Below are 23,740 nucleotides of genomic sequence, written 5' to 3'. Positions count from 1 at the left end.
CATTTTGGCGTTGGTGCGAATGATAATGATACTGATAATTGTTATCAACAAAATGATAAAGATAAATGCGTTTCTTAACGGAATCTTTGCACTTCGTACGCCGCAAGGGGCGTTTCAGGCTGGCTTTACAACCCCTAAACCCGCAGTTAGAGTGAAGGTATACAAGAACTGTACCGTACAGTTTAGCGCCCGGCGGCGGCGATTCTCCCCTTGCCGGTGCCGGAAAATGTCTCAGGAGTGAAGATGAAAGTTCGTACCGAAGCCCGCAGGGAAGCGATCGTCGAAGCTGCCGCAACGTTGTTTCAGGAAATGGGCTACGAGCGTGCGTCAATGAACGAACTCGCCAGACGCCTCGGCGGTTCCAAAGCCACGCTTTACAGTTATTTCCCCTCGAAAAAGGCGCTGCTGGTCGCGGTGGTGAAAGCTTTTACGACCGGGCATCTTGCCGAAGCGGTTGACGGGCTGGACGTGGCTTTTGCCGATCTGGATTTAGAAAACGTGCTGACGCGTTTTGGTGAACGCATGTTGCTGGTGCTGACCAACGACAGCACCGCGCTGGCGGTATACCGCATGGTGATCGCGGAATCCGGGCATTCGGACATCGGCACGCTGTTCCATGATTCAGGCCCGCGGGAATCCATCGGGGCGCTGGCCGCGTTCATGACGGTGGCGATGGAAAAAGGGCAACTGGCGCAGGCCGATCCGCACCTGCGCGCGCAGCAATTCCTGGCGCTGGTCACCGCTGAAACCAATATGCGCATCTATCAGCAAAACCCGGAACCGCTACAGATTGCCGAAATCCGCCAGCTGGTGGTGAACGCCGTCGATATGTTTTTACGGGGCGGCGTGCGGTAAGGCACTTGCGTAAAACATTCCTAAGATATATCTTTCACGGCAACTGATTCCCTGAAAGAGAGAAGAACATGGAACAACATCGCACTGATTTACCTGCCGCCAACTTGCCGGTTCGCGTTAAAAACGAGCTGGCTTTTCGTGATCTCACCGTGAAGCGCACTGAAAATCTTGCAGGCTGCTTTAAGCGGATTGTCCTCGGTGGCGAAGATCTAAAAGGTTTTACCTCCCGTGGTTTTGACGATCACATCAAACTGTTTTTCCCTGCCAGCCAGGGGGATGTGGTCACGCCGCCGGTGGCCACCGATGAGGGCATTGTGTGGGGCGAGGGGCCGCGTCCGCTTAACCGCGAATACACGCCGCTGCACTTTGACGCGCAGGCCAATGAGTTAACGCTTGATTTTTACCTTCACGACGGCGGTGTCGCCAGTGAGTGGGCGGAGGGCGCGAAGCCGGGCGATAAGCTGATTATCGGCGGTCCGCGCGGTTCGTTGATCATTCCGATGGATTATCAGTGGCAATTGTACGTGTGTGATGAAACCGGTCTTCCGGCGCTGAAACGCCGCCTGAGTGAGCTGAAACAGGCCGCGACAGGCGCGAAAATCACCGTGCTGGTGAAAGCCAGAGACGCCAGCTGTGTGCGCTACCTGGAAGACGAAAAAGACGTCAGCGTTGAGTGGATCATTGGCGCAGAAGACAGCGACGATCTGGAAACCGATGCCCTGATGCAGAAAGTCAAAAGCCTGACGCTGCCGGACAATGATTTCTATATCTGGGCCACCGGCGAAGGCAAACGGGTGAAAGCGCTGAACGACTATTTCACCGTCACTCAAAAATGCGATCCAGCTTATGTACGCTGCGTGGCTTACTGGCACAATAAATAATGCTGATGAATAAACATCGTCGCGAAAGAATGTTTGAAACCGGAGACATCCGGTTATTAATGCTGCATTTTCTAAAGCAGCGTCCGGCGCATGGTTATGAATTGATTAAGGCAATCGAGGAATTAGCCAAGGGCGAATACACACCGAGCGCCAGTATTATTTATCCCAATCTCACTTTTCTGGAAGAGCAGGCGTTAATCAGTTCTTCTCAGGAAGAGGGCGGGAAGAAACAATATACCATCACCGCAGAAGGGGCCGAATCGCTGGCACAGCAGGGCGAATTACTGAATGCGGTAACCGGCAAACTGCATTCGCTGGCGATATTATCGAATAACCGCAGTATTCCTGAAATGCAGCGGGCCATTAATAATCTCCGCATGGCGTTAAACCTGCGGCTGGCGAAAGGCCCTGTCGGGCAGGATACGTTATTTAAAATTGTCGATGCGTTAGATCGCGCGACAAAAGACATTGAGCGCAGCTAAACCGCGCGCCAGAAAGCAAAACGCCTCCTGACGGAGGCGTTGTAGTATCAGAGCATCAATTCTCTTCAGGCCACGGCGTCAGGATTTCATAGCCCGTTTTCGTCACCGCAATCATATGTTCCCACTGCGCCGACAACGAGTGATCTTTGGTCACGACCGTCCAGCCATCGCCCAGCACTTTGTTCTGTTTCTTACCGGCATTGAGCATTGGCTCGATGGTAAACAGCATGCCTTCCTGTAGCACCAGCCCGCGGTTTTGCTCGCCGTAATGCAGCACCTGCGGATCTTCGTGATAACCCATGCCGATACCGTGACCGCAATACTCTTCCACGATGGAGAAGCCTTCACGATGTGCCACGGCGGCGATGGCAAAGCCGACATCGCCCAGCGTCGCGCCAGGGCGTACCACCTCAATACCGGCCATCATTGCTTCAAACGTGGTGTCCACCAGACGGCGCGCCATAATGGAGGGTTCGCCGGCGTAATACATGCGGCTGGTGTCGCCGTACCAGCCGTCTTTGATCAGCGCCACGTCAATATTGACGATATCGCCTTTTTTCAGCGCCTTGTCGGAAGGAATGCCGTGGCAAATCACATGATTAATGGAAGTGCAGACGGTCTTCTGATAGCCCTGATAGCCAATGTTGGCCGGGATCGCCTGCAGTTCATCCACGATAAAATCGTGGCAAATGCGGTCCAGCTCATTGGTGGTGACACCCGGTACGACGTAAGGGGTGATCATGTGCAGCACGCGGGCGGCCAGTTTTCCGGCGATGCGGGCTTTATCGATGCCTTCCGGGGTTTTGATCATCCGGTTGTTATTAACGAAATACCTGCTGTCTAAACCACTATTCATTGCTTGCCTTCCTGTGTGTGCCACCCACGTTTAACAGCGTGCGGATACTGCCGGTGTTTTCATCCGACTCCAGACTGCATTGCACCAGCAGCCGCGAAATTTCACTGTGCGTCATGTCCGGATGGGTTTCCATCAGCATGCCTATTTTCATCCAGTGTTCCGCCTGCGCATTCATCGAACGCGTATAGGCCAGACTGGCGATACGCAGATTTTCATGCATCAGTTCTGAAATCTTAATGATACCCATCGGGCGACCTCGGCAGTATACGAATCATATATGTTTCGTATACTACGCAAAATATCCCCTAAACTCAACCGGCGCATTTCATGACACCTTTCAGGCAATGGCGTATATTGTGGCGACTTTTCAGTCTCTTATCGCCGATGATAAATTCAAAAGGTTTACATGAAATCTACAAGTAAGTTACTTATTGGGCTGGTGTGCATTTTTTCACTGGCAGGCTGCTCGCGTACTGAACCGGTATTAACGCCACACACCACCATTACCACGCATAATTCGGAAGACCAGATTAAAACCGCGATCATGAGCGCCGGATTAAACCGTGGCTGGATCATGACTGCTGGCGGACCGGGCGTGATCAATGGCCGTCTGAACAACCGTGATCACGTGGCGAATATCCGCGTTAATTACACCCAAAACAGCTACACCATTAATTATGTGAGCAGTTCTAATCTGCTGGCAGAGAAGGGTGAAATCCACCGCGGGTATAATCACTGGGTGAATAATCTCGATAACGATATTCAGATCCGTCTGGCTTCCACTGCCGCGAAATAACGTTTTTTTGCTCCGCTAAGACAAAGCAAAACGCCTCCGCGATAACAGACGGAGGCGTTTTTTTATGCCTGATGTTCAGGCAGCGGGAGGCGGATTACTGGCCGGACGGCTCTTTTTTCATTGCATCTTTAGACATGTTGTCTTTGGACATACTGTCCTTCGACATGGAGTCCTTAGACATACTGTCTTTTTTCATGTGATCTTTTGACATGCAGTCTTTGCCCATGCTGTCTTTCGCCATGGTATTTTTACTCATGCTGTCTTTTTTCATGCAGTCTTTCGACATGTGGCCCATGGTGTCTTTTTTCGCCATGGCGTCAGCGGCATAAGTGGTGCTGACCGCACCCATCATCAGACAAGCAGACATCATCATTACGGTTAATTTTTTCATGGTCATTCCTTCTTTCAGGTTTTAAGAGACAAAGGTTTTGTGTGGCGTGTTCAGCTTCCGCCGAACCAGTTGTAGCCCTGATCTTCCCAGTAGCCACCGGTGAATGTGTTCGTTATTTCAATCACTTCTATATGCTTGGGGTTTTTGTAACCCAGCTTGGTCGGCATTCTCAGTTTCATCGGGAAACCGTATTTTCGTGGCAGGATCTGCCCGTCATAAGTCAGCGCCAGCAGGGTTTGCGGATGCAGCGCCGTCGCCATATCAATGCTGGTGTAATACTGATCTGCGCATTTAAAGCTGACGTATTCTGCCGTGAGATCTGCCCCAATCAGGCGGAGAAAATCCCCGAACGGCACGCCGCCCCATTTACCGATCGCGCTCCATCCTTCAACACAAATGTGGCGCGTGACCTGGCTGACCTGCGCCATCTTGTACAGCGTCTGCAGTGACCATTCGCGTTTATCCAGCGCCAGACCGGCGATTTTCAGGCGATAAGCGTTGCCGTCGACTTCCGGTGCGTCGTCTTCGGCGTAAAACGCATTAAACGGAAACGGACGGGTGATCATCGATTCGGCATACACCGGCGCGAGACGCGTCGAACCGAACAGCCAGCCCTGTACGCGGTCGTTAAAGCCCGAAATCTTACCGAGCGCGTTTTCCACGCTGGCGTTATCGCTGATGTCGCAACCGGTCAGCATCGCCACGCCGCCGAGGGTCAGTCCGCGCTGTAAAAACAGGCGACGCGAGGGCGCATCCAGCTGACGGATAATCTGTTTCTGCGCTTCCTGCACAATGGCTTCGCTGTCCGACGGGCTAAAAATCTGGCTGATACTTTTTTTGATGATGTTTTTCATCGGGTTTTCCTTAACGTCCGCGGATCATGGCGATCAGCGTTTTTGGCACCAGCGCCACCATCACTAGATGCAGCACCACAAATCCCACCAGCGAGGCCATCGCCAGAAAATGCACGTAACGCGCGGTATCGAAGCCGCCCATCAGTTCGCGCAGCAGCGGAAACTGCACCGATTTCCACACCACCAGCCCGGAAAGCACCAGCACGATGCCGTCAAACATCACGAACACATAAGCAGCGCGCTGCACCATGTTGTAGTGGCGTAAATCGCTGTGTGACAGCGTGCCGCGAAGCGCTGCCCGCAAATCGTTGAAAATACCGCGCGGGGTCAGCGGCCAGAATTTCTGTTTCATGCGGCCGGTGAAAATATTCATCAGCAGGTAAAACAATCCGTTAAAACCAAACAGCCACATACCGGCGAAATGCCACTGAATCGCGCCGCCCAGCCAGCCGCCGAGCGTCACGGTGGAGGGGAAATCAAAATCAAACAGCGGGGAAGCGTTATAAATCTGCCAGCCACTGGTCACCATAATCAGCACCGCCAGCGCGTTCAGCCAGTGCGTCAGGCGCAGCCATAAGGGATGAACCGTGACCGGGGATGGTTTCACCGCCGGAGGTAACGTTGTGTGTGTTGTCATGATGTCTGCCCGCCATCTGCCCTGTTGATGTCATCAGTATCCGGCGGATTTGTTCCCGAAGACCTCACGCAAAGTTAAATTAAATGTGATAACTCTGAGGCATTCGCTTGTGTAGACTCAGGGAAGAGATTGGAAGCAAGGGTTGAGAAAAAATGGATAAAACGAAGAAGATCCTGATTGTCGAAGACGACGGTGATATTGCGGATTTACTCAGTCTGCATCTGCGTGATGAAGGCTATGAAATTACCCACGCCGCTGACGGTAATCTGGGTGTGGCGCTGCTGGAAAAAGGCGGGTGGGATGCCCTGATCCTCGATCTGATGCTGCCGGGCGTTGACGGCCTGGAGATTTGTCGCCGCGCCCGCAACATGACGCGTTACACGCCGATCATCATCATCAGTGCGCGCTCCAGTGAAGTACACCGCGTGCTGGGGCTGGAGCTGGGGGCTGACGACTATCTGGCAAAACCCTTTTCCATGCTCGAACTGGTGGCGCGGGTCAAGGCGCTGTTCCGCCGTCAGGAAGCCATGAGCCGCAACATGAAGATGGATGCGGGCACGCTGAGTTTCTCCGGGCTGGCGATCGACCCGATCGCGCGCGAAGTTATGCTCAATCATCAGCCGGTGGAGCTGACGCCGCGTGAGTTTGATCTGCTGTATTTCTTCGCCAAAAATCCCGGCAAAGTGTTCTCGCGCCTCAGCCTGCTGAATCAGGTCTGGGGCTACGAGCACGAAGGGTATGAGCATACGGTGAACACCCACATTAACCGGCTGCGCATCAAGATAGAAACCAATCCGGCCGAGCCGGAACGTATTCTGACCGTGTGGGGCAAAGGCTATAAATTCGCGTCTTCCGTTGAAGAGGCGCAAGGGTAAATCATGAAAAATCTCACGCTGGCACAAAGACTGACACTGGTATTTACCTTGCTGCTGATCGCCTGCTGCGCGCTTTCCGGCTACATGCAGGTGCGCTCGAGCAATCAGTACAGTCAGGCGGTGATCCAGCGTTTGTCGGCCAATCTTGCCACGCAGATCGCCGCCAATAATCCGCTGCTCAGCCAGGGCGACTGGGATCCGAAAGCGGTACATTCGCTGTTCAACCAACTGATGGCGGTGAATCCGAGCGTCGAAGTGTATCTGCTCGATAACAACGGCAACATCGTCGGTAATGCCGCGCCCGCGGGGCGGCTGCAACAGCAAAAAATCGATCTGAAACCGGTCACCGCGCTGTTGCAGGGCGCGAAAATGCCGGTGTACGGCGACAACCCGCGTGATCCGCAAACCCGACAGGTGTTCAGCGCCGCGCCGTTGCAGGTGGACGGCGTGACCAAAGGCTACGTGTACATTGTCCTGCTGGGTGATGAATACACCGCGCTGACCAGCGATGCACAATATCAGTCGGCCATTTATCTGGCGCTGCGCTCGATGGGGCTGGTGGCGCTGTTTGGCCTGCTGGCCGGTGCGCTGGCATTCCGCTGGGTAACGCGTCCGGTGCGTAAACTGACGCAACAGATCGCCCGGCTTGACAGCGGCGGTATGGCCGCCATTCAGGCACTGGCGAAAAGCGAACCGCCGGCCGGTGCGCCGCGCGATGAAGTGGCGCAGCTGCAACTGGCGTTTGTCGCGCTGGCAAAACGTATCGATCAGCAATGGCAAAGCCTGATGGTGCAGGATCAACAGCGCCGTGAGTTTATCGCCAATATTTCCCACGATTTGCGCACGCCGCTGACCTCGTTGCACGGTTATCTGGAAACGCTGTCAGTAAAATCGGACCACCTGAGCAACGAAGACCGGCAGCGTTATCTCAACATTGCCCTGACCCAGAGTAAAAAAGTCGGGCGTCTGGCGCAGGAGTTATTCGAACTGGCCCGTCTGGAATATGGCGTGGTGAAGCCGCAAAAAGAGCCGTTTTCCCTGTGCGAACTGGTGCAGGACGTCTTCCAGAAATTCGAACTGGCGACCGAAACGCGCGGGCAAAAACTGCTGGCAGATATCACGCCGGGCATTCCGCTGGTGAATGCCGATCTGGGGATGATCGAGCGCGTGCTGACCAATCTGCTGGATAACGCCATCCGCCACACGCCGCAAGGCGGCACTATCGAAATCAAACTGTGGAAGAGTGAAGGGCAGGTGATGGTGCAACTGAAAGACTCCGGGCCGGGCATTGCGGCGGAGCTGAAAGACAGCCTGTTTGTAAGGCCGTCGATCCTCAGTGCCAATAAACACCGGGCAGGCGGGCTCGGGCTGATGATAGTGCGCCGCATTTTGCAACTGCACGGCAGCGATATCCGGCTGATTGAAGAGCCACAGCCCGGCGCGTGTTTCCAGTTTTCTGTGCCGGTGTGAAACTCTGCGTTATAATTTTCTCTCACAACGCTGACTGGACGACCAGAGATTCGGCATTACTCTTCAGGGACGACCCTGGCACGGTAAAAAGGACAGGTTATGGCCTGGGTATATTTGTTTTTCGCGGGAATTTTCGAAGTGGTCTGGTCGGTGGCGATGAAAGAGTCTCACGGTTTCAGCCGCCTTGTTCCCAGTATTATCACCATCGTCTTTATGCTGCTCAGCTTCGCGCTGCTCTCTGTTGCCATGAAAACCCTGCCGCTCGGCACGTCTTACACCGTCTGGGTCGGCATCGGCGCGGTGGGCGCCTTTATCCTCGGCGTGACCCTGTTTGGCGAGAGCCTGAGCCCGCTGCGGGTCGTCGCCGCGCTGCTGATTTTTTCCGGCGTGGTATTGCTGAAGTTTGCGACAAAAGATTGAGTGACCGGTTAAGTCAATCAAAAGCCGCTCAGGAGAATGAGCGGCTTTTTGTATTGCGGGCTAGAGAGCGATCAATGCAGAGTATTCATACTTCATTAACACCAGATCAGCGCCTTCACTGAGCAAATCGTTAATTGAACGCCCGGTGGCTTGAGCGGCCAGTGCTAATGCCGCATGTTGTGGAGGTGCCAGCCGGGTAGTCACCTTGCCACTGAACGTTTTTACCGGGGCGATACCTTTCTCTTCACACACTTCCAGAAACACCCGCAGCGATGTTTTACCTTCTTCTTTCAGCTTTTCAACGCTGTCCGCGTAGAAATCTGCACCCCCGTTAAGGTGAAGAAATTCGCCACGGAACATTTCAATTTCCGGATCGTAGGTAACGACGGCAATGTGACCGTCGATTTTCATTGTGTTGTTCATCATGGTTTATATCCTAATCTTTCTAACCATTTTCTGACGGAAGACACTGCGCCTTTATCAGTTTCCGGTTGTGGGTGAGGCCGGTGGAAGACCTGAACTTCATCATCCAAAATCACCGCCATACGCGAGCCTTCCCTTTCTTCAATTTCTCCGCCCAGTGCTCCTAGCAGGGCTTCTATATCTGACCATTTAATTGACGGATTTACCGGTCTGGAAAATACAGAGACAAGAACCCGTTTATGCTTTGCTGACAACCCTGTCAGCCGGGGATTAGGTACGGCAGTCATTATTTGCATAACGCATATGATACCAAAAAGTGACACCATAGCCAGTCTTTGGTGTCATTTCATAGTGTCATTATTGCCTCTTTTTCCTTCAGGCTGGTGTTGTGATGAGGTGTGGGGGCTGGTAGCAGAGAGGGTCTGACTGGCACGGTAATACCTGTATGTTTATGCTTTTTAATGAGATGGCAGATATACCTTCATACTCAACGTTATGGCATCTCTTTAGCATTATCCGTAAGGTATTCGAAAACAATGATGGACTGAATCAGGCAGGAAAGGAGATTAGCGGTGGCAACGGAATACTATTTATTACAGCAAATCGAGGCGCTGATGAGCGATCCGGCTAACTGGGATAACGCTTATGCCCGTGAAACGGACCCTCTGAAACGGCTGGAATGCCTGACCCGCCACTATAACGGGCATCTTCGCCAGCGGGCGGTGCTCTGTCTGGGAAGAATGAAAGTCGGAGAGGCATTGCCGGCAATCATCAGGCGGGCGAATGACTGGGTGAGTCAGGTGCGTGATGCCGCACGCCAGAGCATCCGCCAGTTTATGGTTCCGCAAGGTGCCCGATGGCTGGTGGAGTGTCTGCCTGAATTCGGCAAGTTACTTAGCAGCCAGCGTGATGACCATGCACGGCTGCTGGAAGAAATTCACCGCTTTCTCGTCCGGCCAGAGAATAACGCCGTTTTGATGGAAGGCCTGAACTCAGCCAAACCGGATGTCGCCAGACTGGTGCTTGGCCTGATGCTGGAACAGCAACTGTTTACGGTGGACGTTATTTTTGAACGCACGCAGGGTCATAAAAATCCGTCTGTCAGACTGATCGCCACCCGCGCCTGGCTTGGTCAGTCCGGAAGGCGGAACGAACAAGATCTGCTGACGCTGCTAAAAGACCGCTATGCGCCGGTCAGGCAGGTGGCACTTGCTGTTGTGATGGATGAAAATGCTGACGTGCCCGTCACGATGCTGCTGACGCTGTTGCATGATAACAACGAACTGGTGCGCAAACGTGCGGCCAGAGTGCTGACTGAACGCGGTCATTCCCCCGTGGCGCACAGTCTGGCGGTGTTTAACGATGCGACTCAGAACCTGTCCCGCCGTTGCGTGGCACTCAGGGCGCTGGACGAGCAGAAATATGAGGATGTGCTGGCGCTGGCCCTGGATTGCCTGAAAAGCGACAGTACCGCGCTGTACAAAACGGCGTTGGACATTGCCGTTGATCATTTGCAGGAAAATGCCAGGGAATTGTTGCTTGAGGCGATGTCGTACCCGGCTTATTCCGTGGCGAAACGGGCCTGCAGGCAGTATGCAAAACGCAAGTTTTTCCTGACGCTGGAGGAGATTTTACGCAGTCAGGCGGCCGCGCCATCAGTTGAACATCTCGGGCTCTATCTGCCATTATCCGCTCGCCTCGGGTTGTGGGAAGGTCTGCAATTTATGCTGATGCAAGCCGGGAATGCTGAACGTGAGCCGATGAGACAGGCGCTGGCAAAATGGACGACGCGCTTAAACCGCTTTTACACTGAGCCGACGTCGCACCAAAAAACAGCATTACGGACGCTGCTCATTCAGCATCCCGGCGTCGGCCTGCGTGATAAAAGCTATCTGATGCAGGTGTTATCTGCCTGAAAAAAATGCCCCGTCAGGGGCATCTTCTCAGAACCGGGCACCCGCCAGCGACGGATCGAGCAGGGCGTAAATTTTATCCCATCCCTCGCCGCTATTGAGCAGTTGCTGAATGTGCAACGCGACGTCACTTCGGCGAATGCGCCCGTGGGCTTCGGTTTCCAGCCGTTGCGCCTGGCCGGTCGCTTCGCCATCCGTCAGGCCACCGGGGCGCAGGATGCACCCTTGCAGCGTACTGGTTTGCAGCCAGCTTTCCGCCAGCGATTTCTCCCGCACCGCCTGCCCGAACGCCTGTTTCGCACGGTCAGACAGAGTAGACCAGCTGTCGCCGCAGCCGATGGAGGTGACCAGCACCATCTGGCGGATACCGGTCTGTTCGGCGGTATCGATGATCAGCCGGTTAGCGTGGTAATCAGAGTGTTTCCCGCCCAGCGTGGAGACAATCTGCGCCTGCGCCCCGGCGGTCTGGCAGGCCAGCAAGACGTCCTGCGGGTTAAGCGCATCGCCTTCAATCACCGTGACACCCGCCTGGCGTAAGGCGTTTGCCTGTTCAGGTTGGCGAATCAGCGCCACCAGCGGGCGCTCTTGTACACACAAGGCAGCCAGTTCTGCACCGACGCCGCTGCCGGCGCCAAAAATCAGCAAAGTCGTCAAATTACACTCTCTCTTTCAACCAGCATGGCGGGAAGCGCGCGAAACGCCGTCAGCTGATCGTTCAAAAGCTGGCGGTGGCTGTCGCGTCCCACGAAAACCTTGAGCATCGCATAACCGGCAGCGTTTAAAAACCAGACGCTTGCTGTGCTCATTCCCATAAATGGCCGTTCGACCAGCGCGATATGCTGGCAATGTGTCGCGCGGATATGCCCGCTCAGCCCCTGTTTGCCACGCAGATTAAAATAGCCGTGGCGGTGTGTGCCGGTCGGCAGCGCACCGTGAAATTCGAGGATCAGGTCATCATTGTTGACCAGCGTCGTCACCTCGCCCCATTGCGTGATGCTGTCCCACACCGTATCGAAATGTGCGCCTGAAAACAGATAACTTCCCGGTAAATTTTGGATCACGTTCAGCGGTGCGATGCCATATTCGCGGGCAATATCTTCCACGGTGCCATCGGGTTCTGTGGCTAAAAAGTCGATCAGGGTTTGCAGTTTATCCGTGTGCATGGGCGGCACTCCGTAAAGTCAGTTGTGGGATCAGATCTTGCAGCGCCTGCAACATATTGCTGGCCCAGAAACGTCCGGCGGGGGTGAGATCAAAGCGTGCGCCGTGACGGTTCATCAGGCCGCATTGCTGCCATTGCTCTAATAAAGGTTCGAGGGGAAGCGGGTCTTCAACGATGCGGCTTAAATCGTAGCGGCCCGCTTCGATGCCGCCTTGTAAATCGAGACGCCAGCGCTGCTCGTCAGAGGCACCGGCGGTCATCATCATGATCGGTTTCTGCCCGGCATCAAGTTGCTGATACCACGCCTCCAGACTGCGTGCCGTCATGTACGACTGACCGCCCAGATTGCCGCCCGCGCCGCTGCCAAATGCCAGGCAATCTGCGCCCTGTTTGATCAGCAGATTGTACAGATTGCGTTCCCGCGTGGTGCGCGCCCAGTGGCTGTTGCTGATCTGATGCCAGCCATCGCGCGCCAGAAAGGCTTCGCCTTCAAGATAAAAATCCCGGCGCATTGCGACATCGGGCAAAGTGACGCGGTGATTTTCTACCGCTTTGCCCAGTGGCGTAGAAGGCAACAGGTTCAGCGCATACAGATCGACGCCGTCGAGCGGTAAATCACGCACAATCTGTAAATCCTCACGCCATGAGGCGGGCGTCTGCGCCGGCAGGCCAAACATCAGGTCGCACACCACCGCGGCGCGGTCGCGGTCGCCCAGTTTTTGCAGGAAGTGGATCGCCACCTCGCGGCTGGCGCGACGGCCCATCCGCTGGCGGATACGGGTATCGAACGTCTGAATGCCGATGGAAAAACGGTTGGCACCGGCTTCCAGACAGGCATCGATTCTCTCATCGTCAAAGTTGAGAATGCGCCCCTCGACGGTGATTTCGCAGTCCGGCGCCAGCGGAAGAAGGCGTCGCAGCGCGCTGATGATGCGGTGCAACTGTGTCGCGCTCAGCGCCGTGGGCGTGCCGCCGCCAAAATAGACCGCATGAACCGGGGCGGACTGATGCAGCGGCGAGCCAGCTTCCTGTTCGATTTCGCGGATCAGATAGTCGCAGTATTGCTCCGTCGCCTCTGCTTCGAGTTTGTTCTGATAGAACCCGCAGAATGTGCAGTGCGTGGCACAGAAGGGAATATGCAGATATACCAGACGCTTATTGGCCGCAAGTGTCTGCTGACACAGCGCCTGCCACTGCGCGGGAATATCCTGAGGCGCGACGGGTTGCTGTGGCCGCCAGGGCATCACCGCCCGGCGGTCGGGAAACGGCAACCCCTGTTCGGCAGCATAAAAGCGCGTGAGGTCTAAGCTCATAGGGTTCTTCTTCTCCTGAAGAATCAAGTATCGGTGAGCATTAAACGATAATGATTATCATTCGATCAAATCAAAACCACGCTTTCGATGATCTGCATCAAGGAGTGCGTTTCGCCGCGCCGCGGGATCCCCTGCCGTTATCAGATGAGTGTGTCGCTCACCGGGCTTAAGTCAGAATGCCGGAAAGGGATTATTTCAGATTAAGAACATTTGTTTGACGTGAAGCGTATAACGCCTGAGCCGCCTCTATATGTGGTGTGGTTATTTTTATCTTTTTGTCCCTGGGCTTTGACGTGGAATTTATTTTCATTAATTTCAGTCATGACAACCGTCGCGGATGATTTCACCCCTTTTAGAATACAGGTTCTCTTAACAACTACCCGGTGCGCGGTGTTATTTGTATAGTAATTTTCGCAATTGCTATCCTTAAATTTAACGTTCCGATTAATCGTTTTAAGAAGGAGTGATTCTGTCGGGGATACGCAGATTTTACCCAGCGTGCCGGTGACATTGGCGACTGCCCATTCACCCGGTTTGATGGTGATTGCACTGGCCGGGTTTAAAAGGGGCAGGGAGAAAAGAACCACTAATAACAGCGTGTGTTTGCGCATTTTTATTACTCCTTTAATAAAAACTTTATATGTATTCTTTTGGCTATATATAAATAAAGTATTCTTCCTGCATATTCATGAGGAATATCCCTGAAGCGGGCGTGCTGATAAATATAAGGCAGGTCAAAAAGATAAGACGGAAGGATATTACGGACTGACGTTATTATTGTAAAGCCATGCGCCAGCACGCCGGCCCGGCGCATTATTCAAGCAGTGTCAGCGTTTGGCTTTATCCCGCCGTGGCCTGACGGCGATATCGGTAATTTGAGTATCGTCACTGGCACTGACCACCAGACGCACTGCCGCAGCAACCGATTCGGGTGTGCTGTAATCCCGTGGATCGATGGCCGCAAAATCTCCCTGACTTTCGCGGGTTTTGCGGTTCATCGGCGTATCCGTAGGCCCCGGCGCGACGGTGGATACGCGCACGCCATGTTCGCTTTCTTCCTGCCGGAGAGCATGAGCCAGCGCATTCAGGGCAAATTTCGATGCGCAGTACACCGTATTTCCACCGTCGGCTTTCGTGCCCGAACCCGAACCGATAAACACCACCTGACCCTCCTGTTTTCTCAGCGCGGGCAGCGCCAGCCGGGTGAATTGTGCAGGCGCAAACACGTTAATGGAAAATTGCTGCTGCCAGTCCTCCGGGGTGGCGTTTTCAACACGCAGGGGTTTGGAGATTGCCGCCGAATGGACCAGCACATCAATCTGCGGCAGCTCGCGGATAAAGTGTTCAATGGCGGTAAAATCCAGTAAATCGATTTCCACCGCGTCTACGTTTTCAATCAGCCGCAACGCCAGCAGGCTCTCTTTATTCCGCCCCAGCGCAAAGACCCGATGGTCACGTGCCAGATTATGAACAATCGCCAGCCCGATACCGCTGGTTCCGCCGGTAATGACGGCGACAGGAAGTGTGCTCATGGTGTTCTCCTCGGTTTTTTCTCAACCTAACAGCAGAAAGATGCCCGCGCGACGGACTTTATTGGCTTAGCTTGTGTGGAAAAAAGAAAAGCCCCGCAGTGCGGGGCCTCTGAGAGTATCGGTATGAACTAACTGCCCAGTGCCACCTCCACCTGATGCTCAGCCCCGTCATCCACGAGCGGAATTCGGTCATTTTCCAGAACCTGGCCGTCGAGCAGTACGCGGTATTCGCCGGTGCTGCGGCGCACGGTGATCTGATAATGGCTGCTGCCCTGCTGATACGAGACGGTGATCTCCGGCCAGGCGGCGGGCAGATGGCTGTGAATGGCGATCGCGTCGCCGTGGCGGGTGATGCCGAGCAGGGCTTCGGTGATCAGACGATACGTCCAGCCTGCCGAGCCGGTGTACCAGCTCCAGCCGCCGCGTCCGCTGTGCGGATCCACCGAGTAAATATCGGCGGAAATCACATAAGGTTCGGCTTTATAGCGGCTGACGTCGCTGGCGCTGAGGCTGTGATTGATCGGGTTAATCATCGACATCAGCTCCCATGCCCGTTCGATATTGCCCTGTTTGGCAAAGGCCATCACCGCCCAAATCGCACCGTGAGTATATTGCCCGCCGTTCTCGCGCACGCCTGGCAGATAACCCCGTATATAGCCTGGGTTCGGGCCGTTGCCGTCGAACGGCGGCGTCAGCAGTTTGATCAATCCGGCGTCGTTATCCACCAGCCGTTGATCGACCGAGTGCATGGCGCTGGCGGTGCGTTCCGGCGTACCTGCACCGGAAAGCACAGACCAGCTCTGGGCGATAGCGTCTATCTGACATTCGTCATTCAGATGTGAGCCCAGGGTTTCGCCGCTGTCGAAGTAGCCGCGCAGATACCAGTCGCCGTCCCAGGCGTGTTCGTTCAGATTGCGTTTCAGCAGCGCCGATTGCTCGCGGCACAGCGCGGCGGTGTCTTCGTCATGGCGTTCTTCCGCCAGTGCGCCGTAGCGTTGCAGCACGTCATACAGGAAGAAGCCCAGCCAGACGCTTTCACCGCGACCGCCAAGGCCGACCAGATTCATGCCATCGTTCCAGTCGCCCGCGCCCATCAGCGGCAGGCCGTGTTGCCCCATTTTCAGGCCGTGTTTCAGTGCGCGAACCCCGTGCTGCCAGAGGGTTTCGTGCGTTGAACTGACCACCGGCAACTCATAGAAAGACTCTTCACCGGCGGCCAGCAAACGTGCTTCGAGGTACGGAATTTGCTGCTCCGCGATGTCGTGATCGCCGGTTACCGAGATGTAATGGCTGATGGCCAGCGGCAGCCACAGATAATCATCTGAGCAGCGCGTGCGCACGCCATTGCCGGTTGGCGGATGCCACCAGTGCTGGACGTCGCCTTCGATAAACTGCCGCGAGGCGCACAGCAGGATCTGCTCGCGCATGCGCTGCGGGGCGGCGTGGGTGAGCGCCAGCGTGTCCTGAAGCTGATCGCGGAAACCGAACGCGCCGCCCGACTGATAATAGCCGCTGCGCGCCAGGATCCGGCTGGCTAAGGTCTGATAAATCAGCCAGCCGTTGGCGAGTAAATTCACCGACGGATCCGGCGTGGTGACCTGAATTTTATCCAGCACGTGATGCCAGTGCTGATGCACGCGATCCAGTTCGGCCTGCGCCTCGCCTTCCTGCAAGAACTGGCGGATCAGTGCTTCGGCGTCATTGGCGTTTTGCCCCAGACCCAGCACGAAGGTAAAGGTGCGCTGATCACCGTCGATGAGCGTGGTCGCCGACTGCACCGCGCCGCACGGATCCATCGCTGCGCCCGTGCGGTCTGAGAGCCGCTGGTTTTTCATGGCCGCCGGAGAGGCCGGTGAACCGGCACGGCCAAAGAACTCACGGCGATCGCCACTGACCGAACAGTGTGCGCCGGTCACCGCGAAGAAGGCCGTGCGTTCGCCGCCGTTGCTGGTGTAATGGTTGGTCGCCAGCACGCCGCAGCCCTGCGTCACACGCGCCTGGGAGGTGACGATGTGCATGGCGGATTTGGTGCGCAGATCGGCCATCACCCATTCCACATAACCGGTAACCGACAGCCTGCGCGGGCGGCCGGAGACGTTGGTCAGGGTGAGCATGATCAGTTTCACCGGCGCATGTTCGGCGACCAGCACCGTCATTTCGCTGGCGATCCCGCGTTCGGTGTGTTCGAACACGCTGTAACCAAAACCGTGCCGCGTGACATAGCCGCCCGCGCCGCGCACCGGCAACGGTGCCGGTGACCAGACGCTGCCGCTCTCTTCGTCACGCAAATAAAACGCTTCGCCGGAACTGTCGCTGACCGGGTCATTTTCCCACGGCGTTAAACGGTATTCGTGGGCGTTTTCATACCAGGTATACGCCTGACCGCTTTCTGAAATCACCGTGCCAAAATCGGCGTTCGCCAGCACGTTTGACCACGGCGCCGGGGTGTTTTGCCCTTCGTTGAGCAGGATCTGATATTCACGGCCATCAGGGGAGAATCCACCGGTGCCGTTGAAATAGGTCAGGCCGCGCGGTTCTGCGGCCACCGGGCTGATGTCATCGTTGCTGCGAACCGGCAGCAGGGCCTGCTGGGAAGCGTGCGGCATTTGCATCCGCTGGTTAAGCTGATCGGTCAGCGGACCGTGACGGTCGTCGATCACCACCCGCGCCACGCTCATCAGCAGCGTGCGGTCTTCCTGCGTGATTTGCTCGCCGTTACGCACAAATATCCCGCCCGGAATATCGGTCTGGCTGGAGCCCGCGCCGGAAGCCACCAGGCCGAGGATCTGGTTTTGCAGCGCCTGCTGATAACCGCCCGGATCGTTGGAGAGCAGCACCAAATCGACTTTCAGGCCTTTCAGCCGCCAGTAGTTGTGCGCGCGGATCAGCAGTTTCACCAGATTGATGTTTTCGCTGCTGGAGAGGGTGAGCAGCACGATCGGCAGATCGCCCGACAGCGAAAGCCCCCACAGGCCGGACTGCCCGCGTCGATTATGGATAATGGTCTGAGCATCACCGCGCATTTCCTGGCTGGCGAACAGCAACGCGCCGGCCAGACGGTTAAACAGCCCGGCGTCATCTTCGGTGGCGTTGAGCTGGCGCAGAACCACCTGACTGTGCGACCAGGCGATTTCGAATACCCGATCAGCAATATGGTGGTCGCGGTATTTTTCCAGCAGCGCCAGGCTTTGCAGGCGGGTGTCGCCGATGCCATACACCATATCGACCACCACCGGCACGCCGGGTTTCAGGCGGATGCGCTGGCGGATAGCCAGAACAGGGTCGAGCACCGCACCGGCGCTGTTACTGAGTTTGCCGGGCTGTTGCAAAGCCTGCGGATGCGCCGCGGTGTGGCCGCGACCGATAAAGGCCGCGCGATCGGTTTCGAACGAGGTTTCCCGTTCGACCGGACCGTGGATCGCCATCATGTGGAACATCCACGGGCAATGCTCGTCCGGCTCGCGCGGGCGGCGGTGGCACAAAATCCCTTCCTGCGCAGGCACCAGTTCGGTCTGCACAAACAGGTTGCTGAACGCCGGATGGGTGGCATCGTTCGCCGCCGGAGCCAGTACCACTTCCGCATAGGTGGTGATTTCCACCGTACGCGGACGACGTCCGTGGTGTGTGATCGTCATACGGCGGATTTCCACGTCGTCTTCCGGTGACACCACGATGTGCGTTTTCAGGGTCAGCGACCCCTGTGTACGGGTGAACTCCGCCCCGGAGTCTGTCAGTACTGCGTGATAAGTGCCTTTTTGTTTGCCTGCGGGCTGCCAGGTATTGCTGGAGATTTCGCCGGTGGCCGGATCGCTCAGGTAGCAGAAGATACCGCGATGATCCCGCGTTGCATCTTCCCGCCAGCGGGTTAACGTCAGATCTTTCCAGCGGCTGACGCTGCCGCCTGACTGCGTCACCATCAGGTGATAATTCGTGTTGGAGAGCAGCTGAACTTCCGGCGTCGGGCTGTCCACGTCGGTGAATTCGCGCAGTTCGACGTTGACCTTTTGCAGCGTGCTGTCGTGCGACTCAAAGTGACGGCGCGGGCTGTAAAGTTCGACCGCATCCGGCACGCGTTCCTGCAACAGCAGGCGGGCGGACTGGAATGCCGCATTCGCCGCAAAGCGCGCAGGCATCGGGGAATCGAGCAACACGTTCGCCAGCGCAAGGAATCCCATCCCCTGATGGTGCGCCATGTAAGAACGCACCACGATGTAAATCTGCCCGCGAACCAGCCGCGACGGGCTGTAATCAAGTGCGTCGTAAAAGCCGTATTCGCCGCGCGCGCCGCAGTTTTCCAGTTCGACCAGATTGAGGCAGGCCTCCTGCGGACGGAACATCAGCGCCATCATGGTGGCGTAAGGCGCGACCACCATGTCTTCGCCCAGCCCGCGCTTAAGCCCGAGGCCGGGTACACCAAAGGCGTGATACTGGTAATTCTGGTTGAGATCAAAGGCCGCGTACGCAGACTCCGAAATCCCCCACGGCACGTTGTTCTCCTTGCCCCAGGCGATTTGCCGGTCAACGGCGGTCTGGCACATTTGTACCAGCAGCGTATCGGGATAAGCAGGCATCACCAGCTGTGGCATCAGGTATTCAAACATCGACCCGCTCCACGACATCAGCGAAGGCTGTTTGTCGATCACGGTGAATAACCGGCCCAGCGCGAACCAGCTTTTTTGCGGCAACTGGTTGGTGGCAATGGTCACATAGTTGGTCAGGCGAATTTCAGACGGCAGCAGATCGTATTTTCCGCTGTCCATTTTATGCGCATCGCAGTTGTAACCGACGGTCAGCAAATGGGTGTTGGTGTCGTACAGGAAGCGGAAATCCATGTGCGCGTGATCGTTCAGGCGTTGTTCCAGCTCACCGATAATGTCCAGACGCTGACGCGCCAGCCCGATGGCGCGGGAAAGTTGCGGCGAGCTCAGGGCATCCTGCTGCGCCAGCCATAACAGCGAAGGCAGAGGCTCGTGGTAAGCCTCTGGCGACAGCCAGCCATAAAACGCAGACCACTCGGCCAGCCCGGCATCCAGCTGTTCCGCCAGCCGTGGCAGATAACCTTCCGACGAGGTGGCGATCAGCGCCCGCATGGCCCGCAGGTGAACAAAGATCTCCCCGCCTTGCGCCGCACTGGCCTGCGTCCAGCTCTCGCGCAGTTTTGCCATGGCGGCCGCGCCGTTTTTATTTTCGGCCAGATACAGCGTGTCTTCCAGGCCGGTCAGCCATTGCGGAAGGTTGACCGCAGGTTGCACACGCCACAGGTGCAGGCCGGTGCTCAGGGTCAGCAGATGTCCGGCGAAGTTGCCGCTGTCAACGCTGGAAATGTAGCGCGGGTTGAGCGGTTCCAGCGTGCGCGTGTCGTACCAGTTGTACAGATGGCCGCGATAATGCTCGAGTTTATCCAGCGTATCGAGCGTCTGGCTGGTGCGCAGTAACACCTCGCCTTGCGTGATGTAGCCGAAATCCCAGGCGGTAATGTTGGCCAGCAAAGAGAGGCCGATATTGGTCGGCGAGGTGCGATGGGCCACCACCGGCTGCGGGATTTCCTGAAAGTTATCCGGCGGCAGCCAGTTTTCCTGCTCATTGACGAATGTCTCAAAGAATGACCAGGTCTGACGTGCCGCCTGACGCAGGAAAATACGCTGCTGTGCGTCCAGATCGGGTGCCGGACGTGACGCGGGCTGGCTCAGCCAGCACATGACGCGCGGCCCGAGGAACCAGAGAATGCCGAGTGGCAGCGCCGCCCAGACCAGCGAAGAATGGGTCAGCGCGGGCAACATCACCAGCGCAATCCCGGCCAGCGGGTTTGCCCACATGCGGCGGTAGAAATATTCCGGCGACTGCGCGCGGCTTTTCTCACTGACGTTGACGCTGGCCCATTCGTGCAACTTACGGTGGCTGACGTTCAGCCGCCACAGCGTCAGTAAAATCGCCTGCACCGAGTAGACCGCTTCATGCGGCAGCGTCATCAGCGTCACGAAAATGCGCGACAGGCGGCTGAGGGTGGCGGAGGCCACGCTTTTCAGATGGGGGAGCAGCGAACGGCGCGGGCCTTTATTGAGTAAATCCAGCACCAGCGCGACCAGCACCGGGAACAGCAGCATCGCGGCGATAAATCCAAACCAGTACATTTTGTTTGGCACCAGCGCCACGGTGCAAAAGATGATCACCAAAAAGGCCGGGGCGACCAGACTGCGGCGCAGGTTATCAAACAATTTCCAGCGCGAAAGGGTGGTCAGCGGATTGCGGCAGCGCTGCCCGTCCTCCTGACGGACACGAAAACGCAGCCAGTTCAGCAGTTGCCAGTCACCACGGATCCAGCGGGTTTTACGCGCCACGTCGGCCAGATAATGATCGGGGTATTGCTCGTAAAGCACGACATCGCTGAGCATGCCGGAACGGGCGTAACAGCCTTCCAGCAGATCGTGGCTGAGCACCAGATTTTCCGGGCAGGTGTTTTCGTTGGCGCGGATAAACATATCAACATCGTAAATCCCCTTACCGACAAAGGAGCCTTCGCCGAACAAATCCTGATAAATGTCTGACGACATCGACGAGTAAGGATCGTTACCCGGCACGCTGCTGCATAACGCGGCATAGCGCCCCTGGCCGTTGGCGGGGATCTCTTCAGCCAGACGCGGCTGGAGAATGGCGTAACCGGACACCACCAGATGGCGCTGTTCGTCGTACACCGGATGGTTCAGCGGATGGGCCATCGCCGCCACCAGCTGATGCGCCGTGGCACGCGGCAGGACGGTGTCGCTGTCGAGCGTGATCACGTACTTCACCTGCTGTAAATGCGCCTGCGTGCTGCCTTCGATCAGCGAAAACGGTTCGCCGTGGCCGCGTAACCAGAGATTAAGCGCGTTGAGTTTGCCGCGTTTGCGTTCATAACCCATCCACACGCCCTGAGCGGCATTCTTTTCGCTGTCACGGTGCAGCAAAGTGAAAAGCGCGCCTTGCGTGACGGTGTAACGTCTGTTGAGCTGCTGGATTTTCTGCCGGGCATACACCAGCAGCGTATCGTTGTCCTCACTGTGCGGCTCCTCGCTGTCGTGAAAATCGCTGAGCAGCGCGAAATTCAGATTCGGCAACACGTTGCCGAGATAACAGACTTCGAGGCTGTTGATCAGTGCGTCGATATTTTTACGGCTGCCAAGCAGGCAGGGGATCACCACCAGCGTGCTGGCGCTTTCAGGAATGCCGCCAACAAATTCCAGACGCGGCAACGGCTGCGGCGTGCGGCTGCGGGTGGTGATTTCACTGAGCAGATTAAGGGCAAACTGGCTGGCGACCAGCATCACCGGCACCAGCAATGCCCACCACAGCCAGTTATTGCCCGGATGGCCGGAGCGGTACAAGGCATCGGCGGTGACGGCGGTGGTGACCAGTAACAAACTGCCCAGCCACGAGAGCAGCGGCGTCTGGCTGAGTTTGGCGCGCGCTCGGTTAAGCAGCGAAAAGCGCACCTGCAACTCTTTTTCCAGCACCGGACGGCCGGGGCCAATCAGGTAATACCCGACGTGTTGCTGCTGGTAAGTGCCGCCGGCCTGCTGCGCCAGCGCCACGGCACGGGCCGCGACGGCGGCTTCATCATGACGGGAGTTACGCGAAAGCCGTTCAATCTGATGGCGGTAGTTGTCTCGCGTGTCGAAATGCATGGTGGCGTAAATACCGGCCGGATCGCCGCGCAGGATTTTCTCCACCACGCTGAGATTTTCGGCGAAATCCGCCCAGTCCATTTCGGTGAGCTGGCGTAAACCCATGATGCTGTTACTGACGGAAAGCTGATTTGCCGCCAGTTGCTGATTGAATTTGTCGATGACTTCGCGCTGCGTCAGGCCGACTTCGCTCAGACGTTGTTCCACCCAGGTCAGCGGCAGCGCCAGCATGGATCCGTGGCCCTGCAGGCGGCGCACCAGTTCGGCGACAAACGCACTGGTGCGCGGCGGATTGGTGCGCGCCATATCGGCAATCACAATGATCTGACTGGCCGGATCGTTTTCGGCGCTGTCCTGCAATTTATTGACCCAGAAATCCGCCAGATTGCGTTCTTTCTGCGCGTTGGCGACTTCAATGCTCACGCGGCGCAGATTCTCTATCAGCGCCAGACGCAACATCCCCGGAAACGCCCACAGTTCACCCAGCGTCAGCGGCCTGACACTCTGATAAGTGGAGAGAAAACGGGTCAGGGTTTTAATGTCCCACAGGCCGTCGCTGTGGCTGACCACCTCGGTGGCGATGTCGTAAATGCGCGGGCAAAAATGCGGTGATCCCAGCGAGGGCAAACCCTTGCCGAAGTTTTTCGGCAACAGCTGACGCACCACGCGGATTTGTTCTTCGATCAGATAGTAGTTATCCAGCAGCCATTCACCGGCGGGGGTGATACTGGCTTTTTCGCCACTGCTGAGGATCAGACAACTGCGGGTCAGCACCTTCTCATTGTCATCGAGGCGTTTGAGCAGATAGTAGGGGAGTTTCTTCTTGGATAACTTATGCGAGAGGGCCAGTTTTCCGCCGTAGCGTTCCATCTGGTCTGCCGAAAAAAGCTCGGCACGGATCGGCGTGGACTGTTCAAGCGCGCTGGCGCGATGACGTCGGGTGGCCGGTGATACAGGTGGTGCTCCTTTACTTTTGAACCAACTGAAGACAGCATTTTTCACGTCAACATTCCTTATGCGGACCCGAGAAGGCAGTTGCCTGAGCTGCGATAAGAGTTCACATAGTGAGATAAAGAGGTCAGGGGCAGGGAGGCATATCGGAACAGGCACCGGTAACGCGTGTCTCCTCCAAGCTTAGTGTGTTAATGCGCGGGATGTCGGTTTTCTTTTCACTTTTGCGCAGACCCGACGGGAAAAGGCGCAGGATCCTCGATTGTAA

At 56.3% G+C, this 23,740-nt stretch carries 21 protein-coding genes; 8 read left to right on the top strand and 13 right to left on the bottom strand.

What is annotated here, in order from left to right:
- The first annotated feature begins 243 nt into the window (after positions 1-243).
- The 3 genes from ACQZQY_RS23935 (at position 244) to ACQZQY_RS23925 (ending at position 2,218) form a co-directional block, all read left to right on the top strand.
- Positions 244-855, top strand: coding sequence for a TetR/AcrR family transcriptional regulator (locus tag ACQZQY_RS23935; protein WP_431297391.1), 612 nt, complete (start codon positions 244-246; stop codon positions 853-855).
- A gap of 68 nt (positions 856-923) precedes the next feature.
- Positions 924-1,736: a siderophore-interacting protein gene (locus ACQZQY_RS23930; RefSeq protein ID WP_431297390.1), complete on the top strand. Its 813-nt coding sequence runs from the start codon at positions 924-926 to the stop codon at positions 1,734-1,736.
- 5 nt (positions 1,737-1,741) lie between these two features.
- Positions 1,742-2,218, top strand: a complete 477-nt coding sequence (locus tag ACQZQY_RS23925; RefSeq protein WP_235533474.1) for a helix-turn-helix transcriptional regulator — start codon at positions 1,742-1,744, stop codon at positions 2,216-2,218.
- Between the two features lie 55 nt (positions 2,219-2,273).
- Here ACQZQY_RS23925 and map read toward each other — a convergent pair whose 3' ends face one another.
- Positions 2,274-3,074, bottom strand: coding sequence for a type I methionyl aminopeptidase (gene map / locus ACQZQY_RS23920; RefSeq protein ID WP_122096878.1), 801 nt, complete (start codon positions 3,072-3,074; stop codon positions 2,274-2,276).
- Entirely contained in the window at positions 3,067-3,321 is a 255-nt protein-coding gene (locus ACQZQY_RS23915; protein ID WP_056779560.1) for a ParD-like family protein, read from the bottom strand. Before ACQZQY_RS23915 ends, map begins: the two co-directional genes overlap by 8 nt.
- 159 nt (positions 3,322-3,480) lie before the next feature.
- Between ACQZQY_RS23915 and ACQZQY_RS23910 the strand changes: the two genes are divergently transcribed.
- Positions 3,481-3,870, top strand: a complete 390-nt coding sequence (locus tag ACQZQY_RS23910) for a hypothetical protein (protein ID WP_056779557.1) — start codon at positions 3,481-3,483, stop codon at positions 3,868-3,870.
- Positions 3,871-3,964: 94 nt separating this feature from the next.
- On the opposite strand, the gene ACQZQY_RS23905 is transcribed toward ACQZQY_RS23910, so the two are convergent.
- The 3 genes from ACQZQY_RS23905 to ACQZQY_RS23895 are packed head-to-tail and all read right to left on the bottom strand — an operon-like array spanning position 3,965 to position 5,752.
- Positions 3,965-4,261 (bottom strand): pentapeptide MXKDX repeat protein, encoded by a 297-nt coding sequence (locus ACQZQY_RS23905; protein ID WP_183849300.1) that lies wholly within the window; start codon positions 4,259-4,261, stop codon positions 3,965-3,967.
- 50 nt (positions 4,262-4,311) lie between these two features.
- Positions 4,312-5,115: a molybdopterin-dependent oxidoreductase gene (locus ACQZQY_RS23900; RefSeq protein WP_431297389.1), complete on the bottom strand. Its 804-nt coding sequence runs from the start codon at positions 5,113-5,115 to the stop codon at positions 4,312-4,314.
- A gap of 10 nt (positions 5,116-5,125) precedes the next feature.
- Positions 5,126-5,752 carry a cytochrome b/b6 domain-containing protein gene (locus tag ACQZQY_RS23895; RefSeq protein WP_431297388.1) on the bottom strand — a complete coding sequence of 209 codons (627 nt, stop codon included), beginning with the start codon at positions 5,750-5,752 and terminating at the stop codon, positions 5,126-5,128.
- A 152-nt stretch (positions 5,753-5,904) separates the two neighbouring features.
- Here ACQZQY_RS23895 and ACQZQY_RS23890 point away from each other — a divergent pair, with 152 nt between their 5' ends.
- From ACQZQY_RS23890 to ACQZQY_RS23880, 3 genes are all read left to right on the top strand, one after another.
- Positions 5,905-6,627, top strand: coding sequence for a response regulator transcription factor (locus ACQZQY_RS23890; RefSeq protein WP_136376720.1), 723 nt, complete (start codon positions 5,905-5,907; stop codon positions 6,625-6,627).
- Between the two features lie 3 nt (positions 6,628-6,630).
- A complete protein-coding gene (locus ACQZQY_RS23885) occupies positions 6,631-8,097 on the top strand; it encodes a sensor histidine kinase (protein ID WP_431297387.1) in 1,467 nt (488 codons plus the stop codon).
- 99 nt (positions 8,098-8,196) lie between these two features.
- Complete coding sequence (locus tag ACQZQY_RS23880) at positions 8,197-8,517, top strand: DMT family transporter (protein WP_056779540.1); 321 nt, start codon at positions 8,197-8,199, stop codon at positions 8,515-8,517.
- A gap of 60 nt (positions 8,518-8,577) precedes the next feature.
- On the opposite strand, the gene ACQZQY_RS23875 is transcribed toward ACQZQY_RS23880, so the two are convergent.
- Both ACQZQY_RS23875 and ACQZQY_RS23870 read right to left on the bottom strand, forming a co-directional pair.
- Complete coding sequence (locus ACQZQY_RS23875) at positions 8,578-8,940, bottom strand: type II toxin-antitoxin system HicB family antitoxin (protein ID WP_122096961.1); 363 nt, start codon at positions 8,938-8,940, stop codon at positions 8,578-8,580.
- A complete protein-coding gene (locus ACQZQY_RS23870) occupies positions 8,940-9,194 on the bottom strand; it encodes a type II toxin-antitoxin system HicA family toxin (RefSeq protein WP_431297513.1) in 255 nt (84 codons plus the stop codon). Before ACQZQY_RS23870 ends, ACQZQY_RS23875 begins: the two co-directional genes overlap by 1 nt.
- A 318-nt stretch (positions 9,195-9,512) precedes the next feature.
- On the opposite strand from ACQZQY_RS23870, the gene ACQZQY_RS23865 reads away from it, so the two are divergent.
- On the top strand, positions 9,513-10,856 hold the full coding sequence (locus ACQZQY_RS23865) for a HEAT repeat domain-containing protein (RefSeq protein WP_431297386.1): 1,344 nt from the start codon (positions 9,513-9,515) through the stop codon (positions 10,854-10,856).
- A gap of 27 nt (positions 10,857-10,883) precedes the next feature.
- Here ACQZQY_RS23865 and ACQZQY_RS23860 read toward each other — a convergent pair whose 3' ends face one another.
- The 6 genes from ACQZQY_RS23860 to ACQZQY_RS23835 all read right to left on the bottom strand — a co-directional run bounded on the left by ACQZQY_RS23860 (position 10,884) and on the right by ACQZQY_RS23835 (position 23,523).
- Positions 10,884-11,507 carry an NAD(P)H-binding protein gene (locus ACQZQY_RS23860; protein WP_431297385.1) on the bottom strand — a complete coding sequence of 208 codons (624 nt, stop codon included), beginning with the start codon at positions 11,505-11,507 and terminating at the stop codon, positions 10,884-10,886.
- Positions 11,504-12,016, bottom strand: a complete 513-nt coding sequence (gene hutX / locus ACQZQY_RS23855) for a heme utilization cystosolic carrier protein HutX (protein WP_431297384.1) — start codon at positions 12,014-12,016, stop codon at positions 11,504-11,506. Before hutX ends, ACQZQY_RS23860 begins: the two co-directional genes overlap by 4 nt.
- Complete coding sequence (gene hutW / locus ACQZQY_RS23850; RefSeq protein ID WP_431297383.1) at positions 12,003-13,328, bottom strand: heme anaerobic degradation radical SAM methyltransferase ChuW/HutW; 1,326 nt, start codon at positions 13,326-13,328, stop codon at positions 12,003-12,005. Before hutW ends, hutX begins: the two co-directional genes overlap by 14 nt.
- A gap of 200 nt (positions 13,329-13,528) precedes the next feature.
- Positions 13,529-13,939 carry a hypothetical protein gene (locus tag ACQZQY_RS23845; RefSeq protein WP_431297382.1) on the bottom strand — a complete coding sequence of 137 codons (411 nt, stop codon included), beginning with the start codon at positions 13,937-13,939 and terminating at the stop codon, positions 13,529-13,531.
- A gap of 216 nt (positions 13,940-14,155) precedes the next feature.
- Positions 14,156-14,860: an SDR family oxidoreductase gene (locus tag ACQZQY_RS23840; protein WP_122096886.1), complete on the bottom strand. Its 705-nt coding sequence runs from the start codon at positions 14,858-14,860 to the stop codon at positions 14,156-14,158.
- A 128-nt stretch (positions 14,861-14,988) separates the two neighbouring features.
- On the bottom strand, positions 14,989-23,523 hold the full coding sequence (locus ACQZQY_RS23835; RefSeq protein ID WP_431297381.1) for a GH36-type glycosyl hydrolase domain-containing protein: 8,535 nt from the start codon (positions 23,521-23,523) through the stop codon (positions 14,989-14,991).
- Positions 23,524-23,740: the final 217 nt, after the last annotated feature.

This window comes from Rahnella sp. PAMC25559 (genome assembly GCF_050632365.1).
In the GTDB taxonomy this organism is placed as follows: Bacteria; Pseudomonadota; Gammaproteobacteria; order Enterobacterales; family Enterobacteriaceae; genus Rahnella; species Rahnella rivi.
This window is presented reverse-complemented; position numbering and strand designations above follow the sequence as displayed.

Coding starts and splice junctions, on each gene's coding strand:
- ACQZQY_RS23845 (WP_431297382.1), bottom strand. CDS start 13,939: ATGCGCAAACACACGCTGTTATTAGTGGTTCTTTTCTCCCTGCCCCTT.
- hutX (WP_431297384.1), bottom strand. CDS start 12,016: ATGCACACGGATAAACTGCAAACCCTGATCGACTTTTTAGCCACAGAA.
- ACQZQY_RS23840 (WP_122096886.1), bottom strand. CDS start 14,860: ATGAGCACACTTCCTGTCGCCGTCATTACCGGCGGAACCAGCGGTATC.
- ACQZQY_RS23890 (WP_136376720.1), top strand. CDS start 5,905: ATGGATAAAACGAAGAAGATCCTGATTGTCGAAGACGACGGTGATATT.
- ACQZQY_RS23910 (WP_056779557.1), top strand. CDS start 3,481: ATGAAATCTACAAGTAAGTTACTTATTGGGCTGGTGTGCATTTTTTCA.
- ACQZQY_RS23885 (WP_431297387.1), top strand. CDS start 6,631: ATGAAAAATCTCACGCTGGCACAAAGACTGACACTGGTATTTACCTTG.
- ACQZQY_RS23930 (WP_431297390.1), top strand. CDS start 924: ATGGAACAACATCGCACTGATTTACCTGCCGCCAACTTGCCGGTTCGC.
- ACQZQY_RS23880 (WP_056779540.1), top strand. CDS start 8,197: ATGGCCTGGGTATATTTGTTTTTCGCGGGAATTTTCGAAGTGGTCTGG.
- ACQZQY_RS23915 (WP_056779560.1), bottom strand. CDS start 3,321: ATGGGTATCATTAAGATTTCAGAACTGATGCATGAAAATCTGCGTATC.
- ACQZQY_RS23895 (WP_431297388.1), bottom strand. CDS start 5,752: ATGACAACACACACAACGTTACCTCCGGCGGTGAAACCATCCCCGGTC.
- ACQZQY_RS23900 (WP_431297389.1), bottom strand. CDS start 5,115: ATGAAAAACATCATCAAAAAAAGTATCAGCCAGATTTTTAGCCCGTCG.
- ACQZQY_RS23925 (WP_235533474.1), top strand. CDS start 1,742: ATGAATAAACATCGTCGCGAAAGAATGTTTGAAACCGGAGACATCCGG.
- map (WP_122096878.1), bottom strand. CDS start 3,074: ATGAATAGTGGTTTAGACAGCAGGTATTTCGTTAATAACAACCGGATG.
- hutW (WP_431297383.1), bottom strand. CDS start 13,328: ATGAGCTTAGACCTCACGCGCTTTTATGCTGCCGAACAGGGGTTGCCG.
- ACQZQY_RS23935 (WP_431297391.1), top strand. CDS start 244: ATGAAAGTTCGTACCGAAGCCCGCAGGGAAGCGATCGTCGAAGCTGCC.
- ACQZQY_RS23905 (WP_183849300.1), bottom strand. CDS start 4,261: ATGAAAAAATTAACCGTAATGATGATGTCTGCTTGTCTGATGATGGGT.
- ACQZQY_RS23875 (WP_122096961.1), bottom strand. CDS start 8,940: ATGAACAACACAATGAAAATCGACGGTCACATTGCCGTCGTTACCTAC.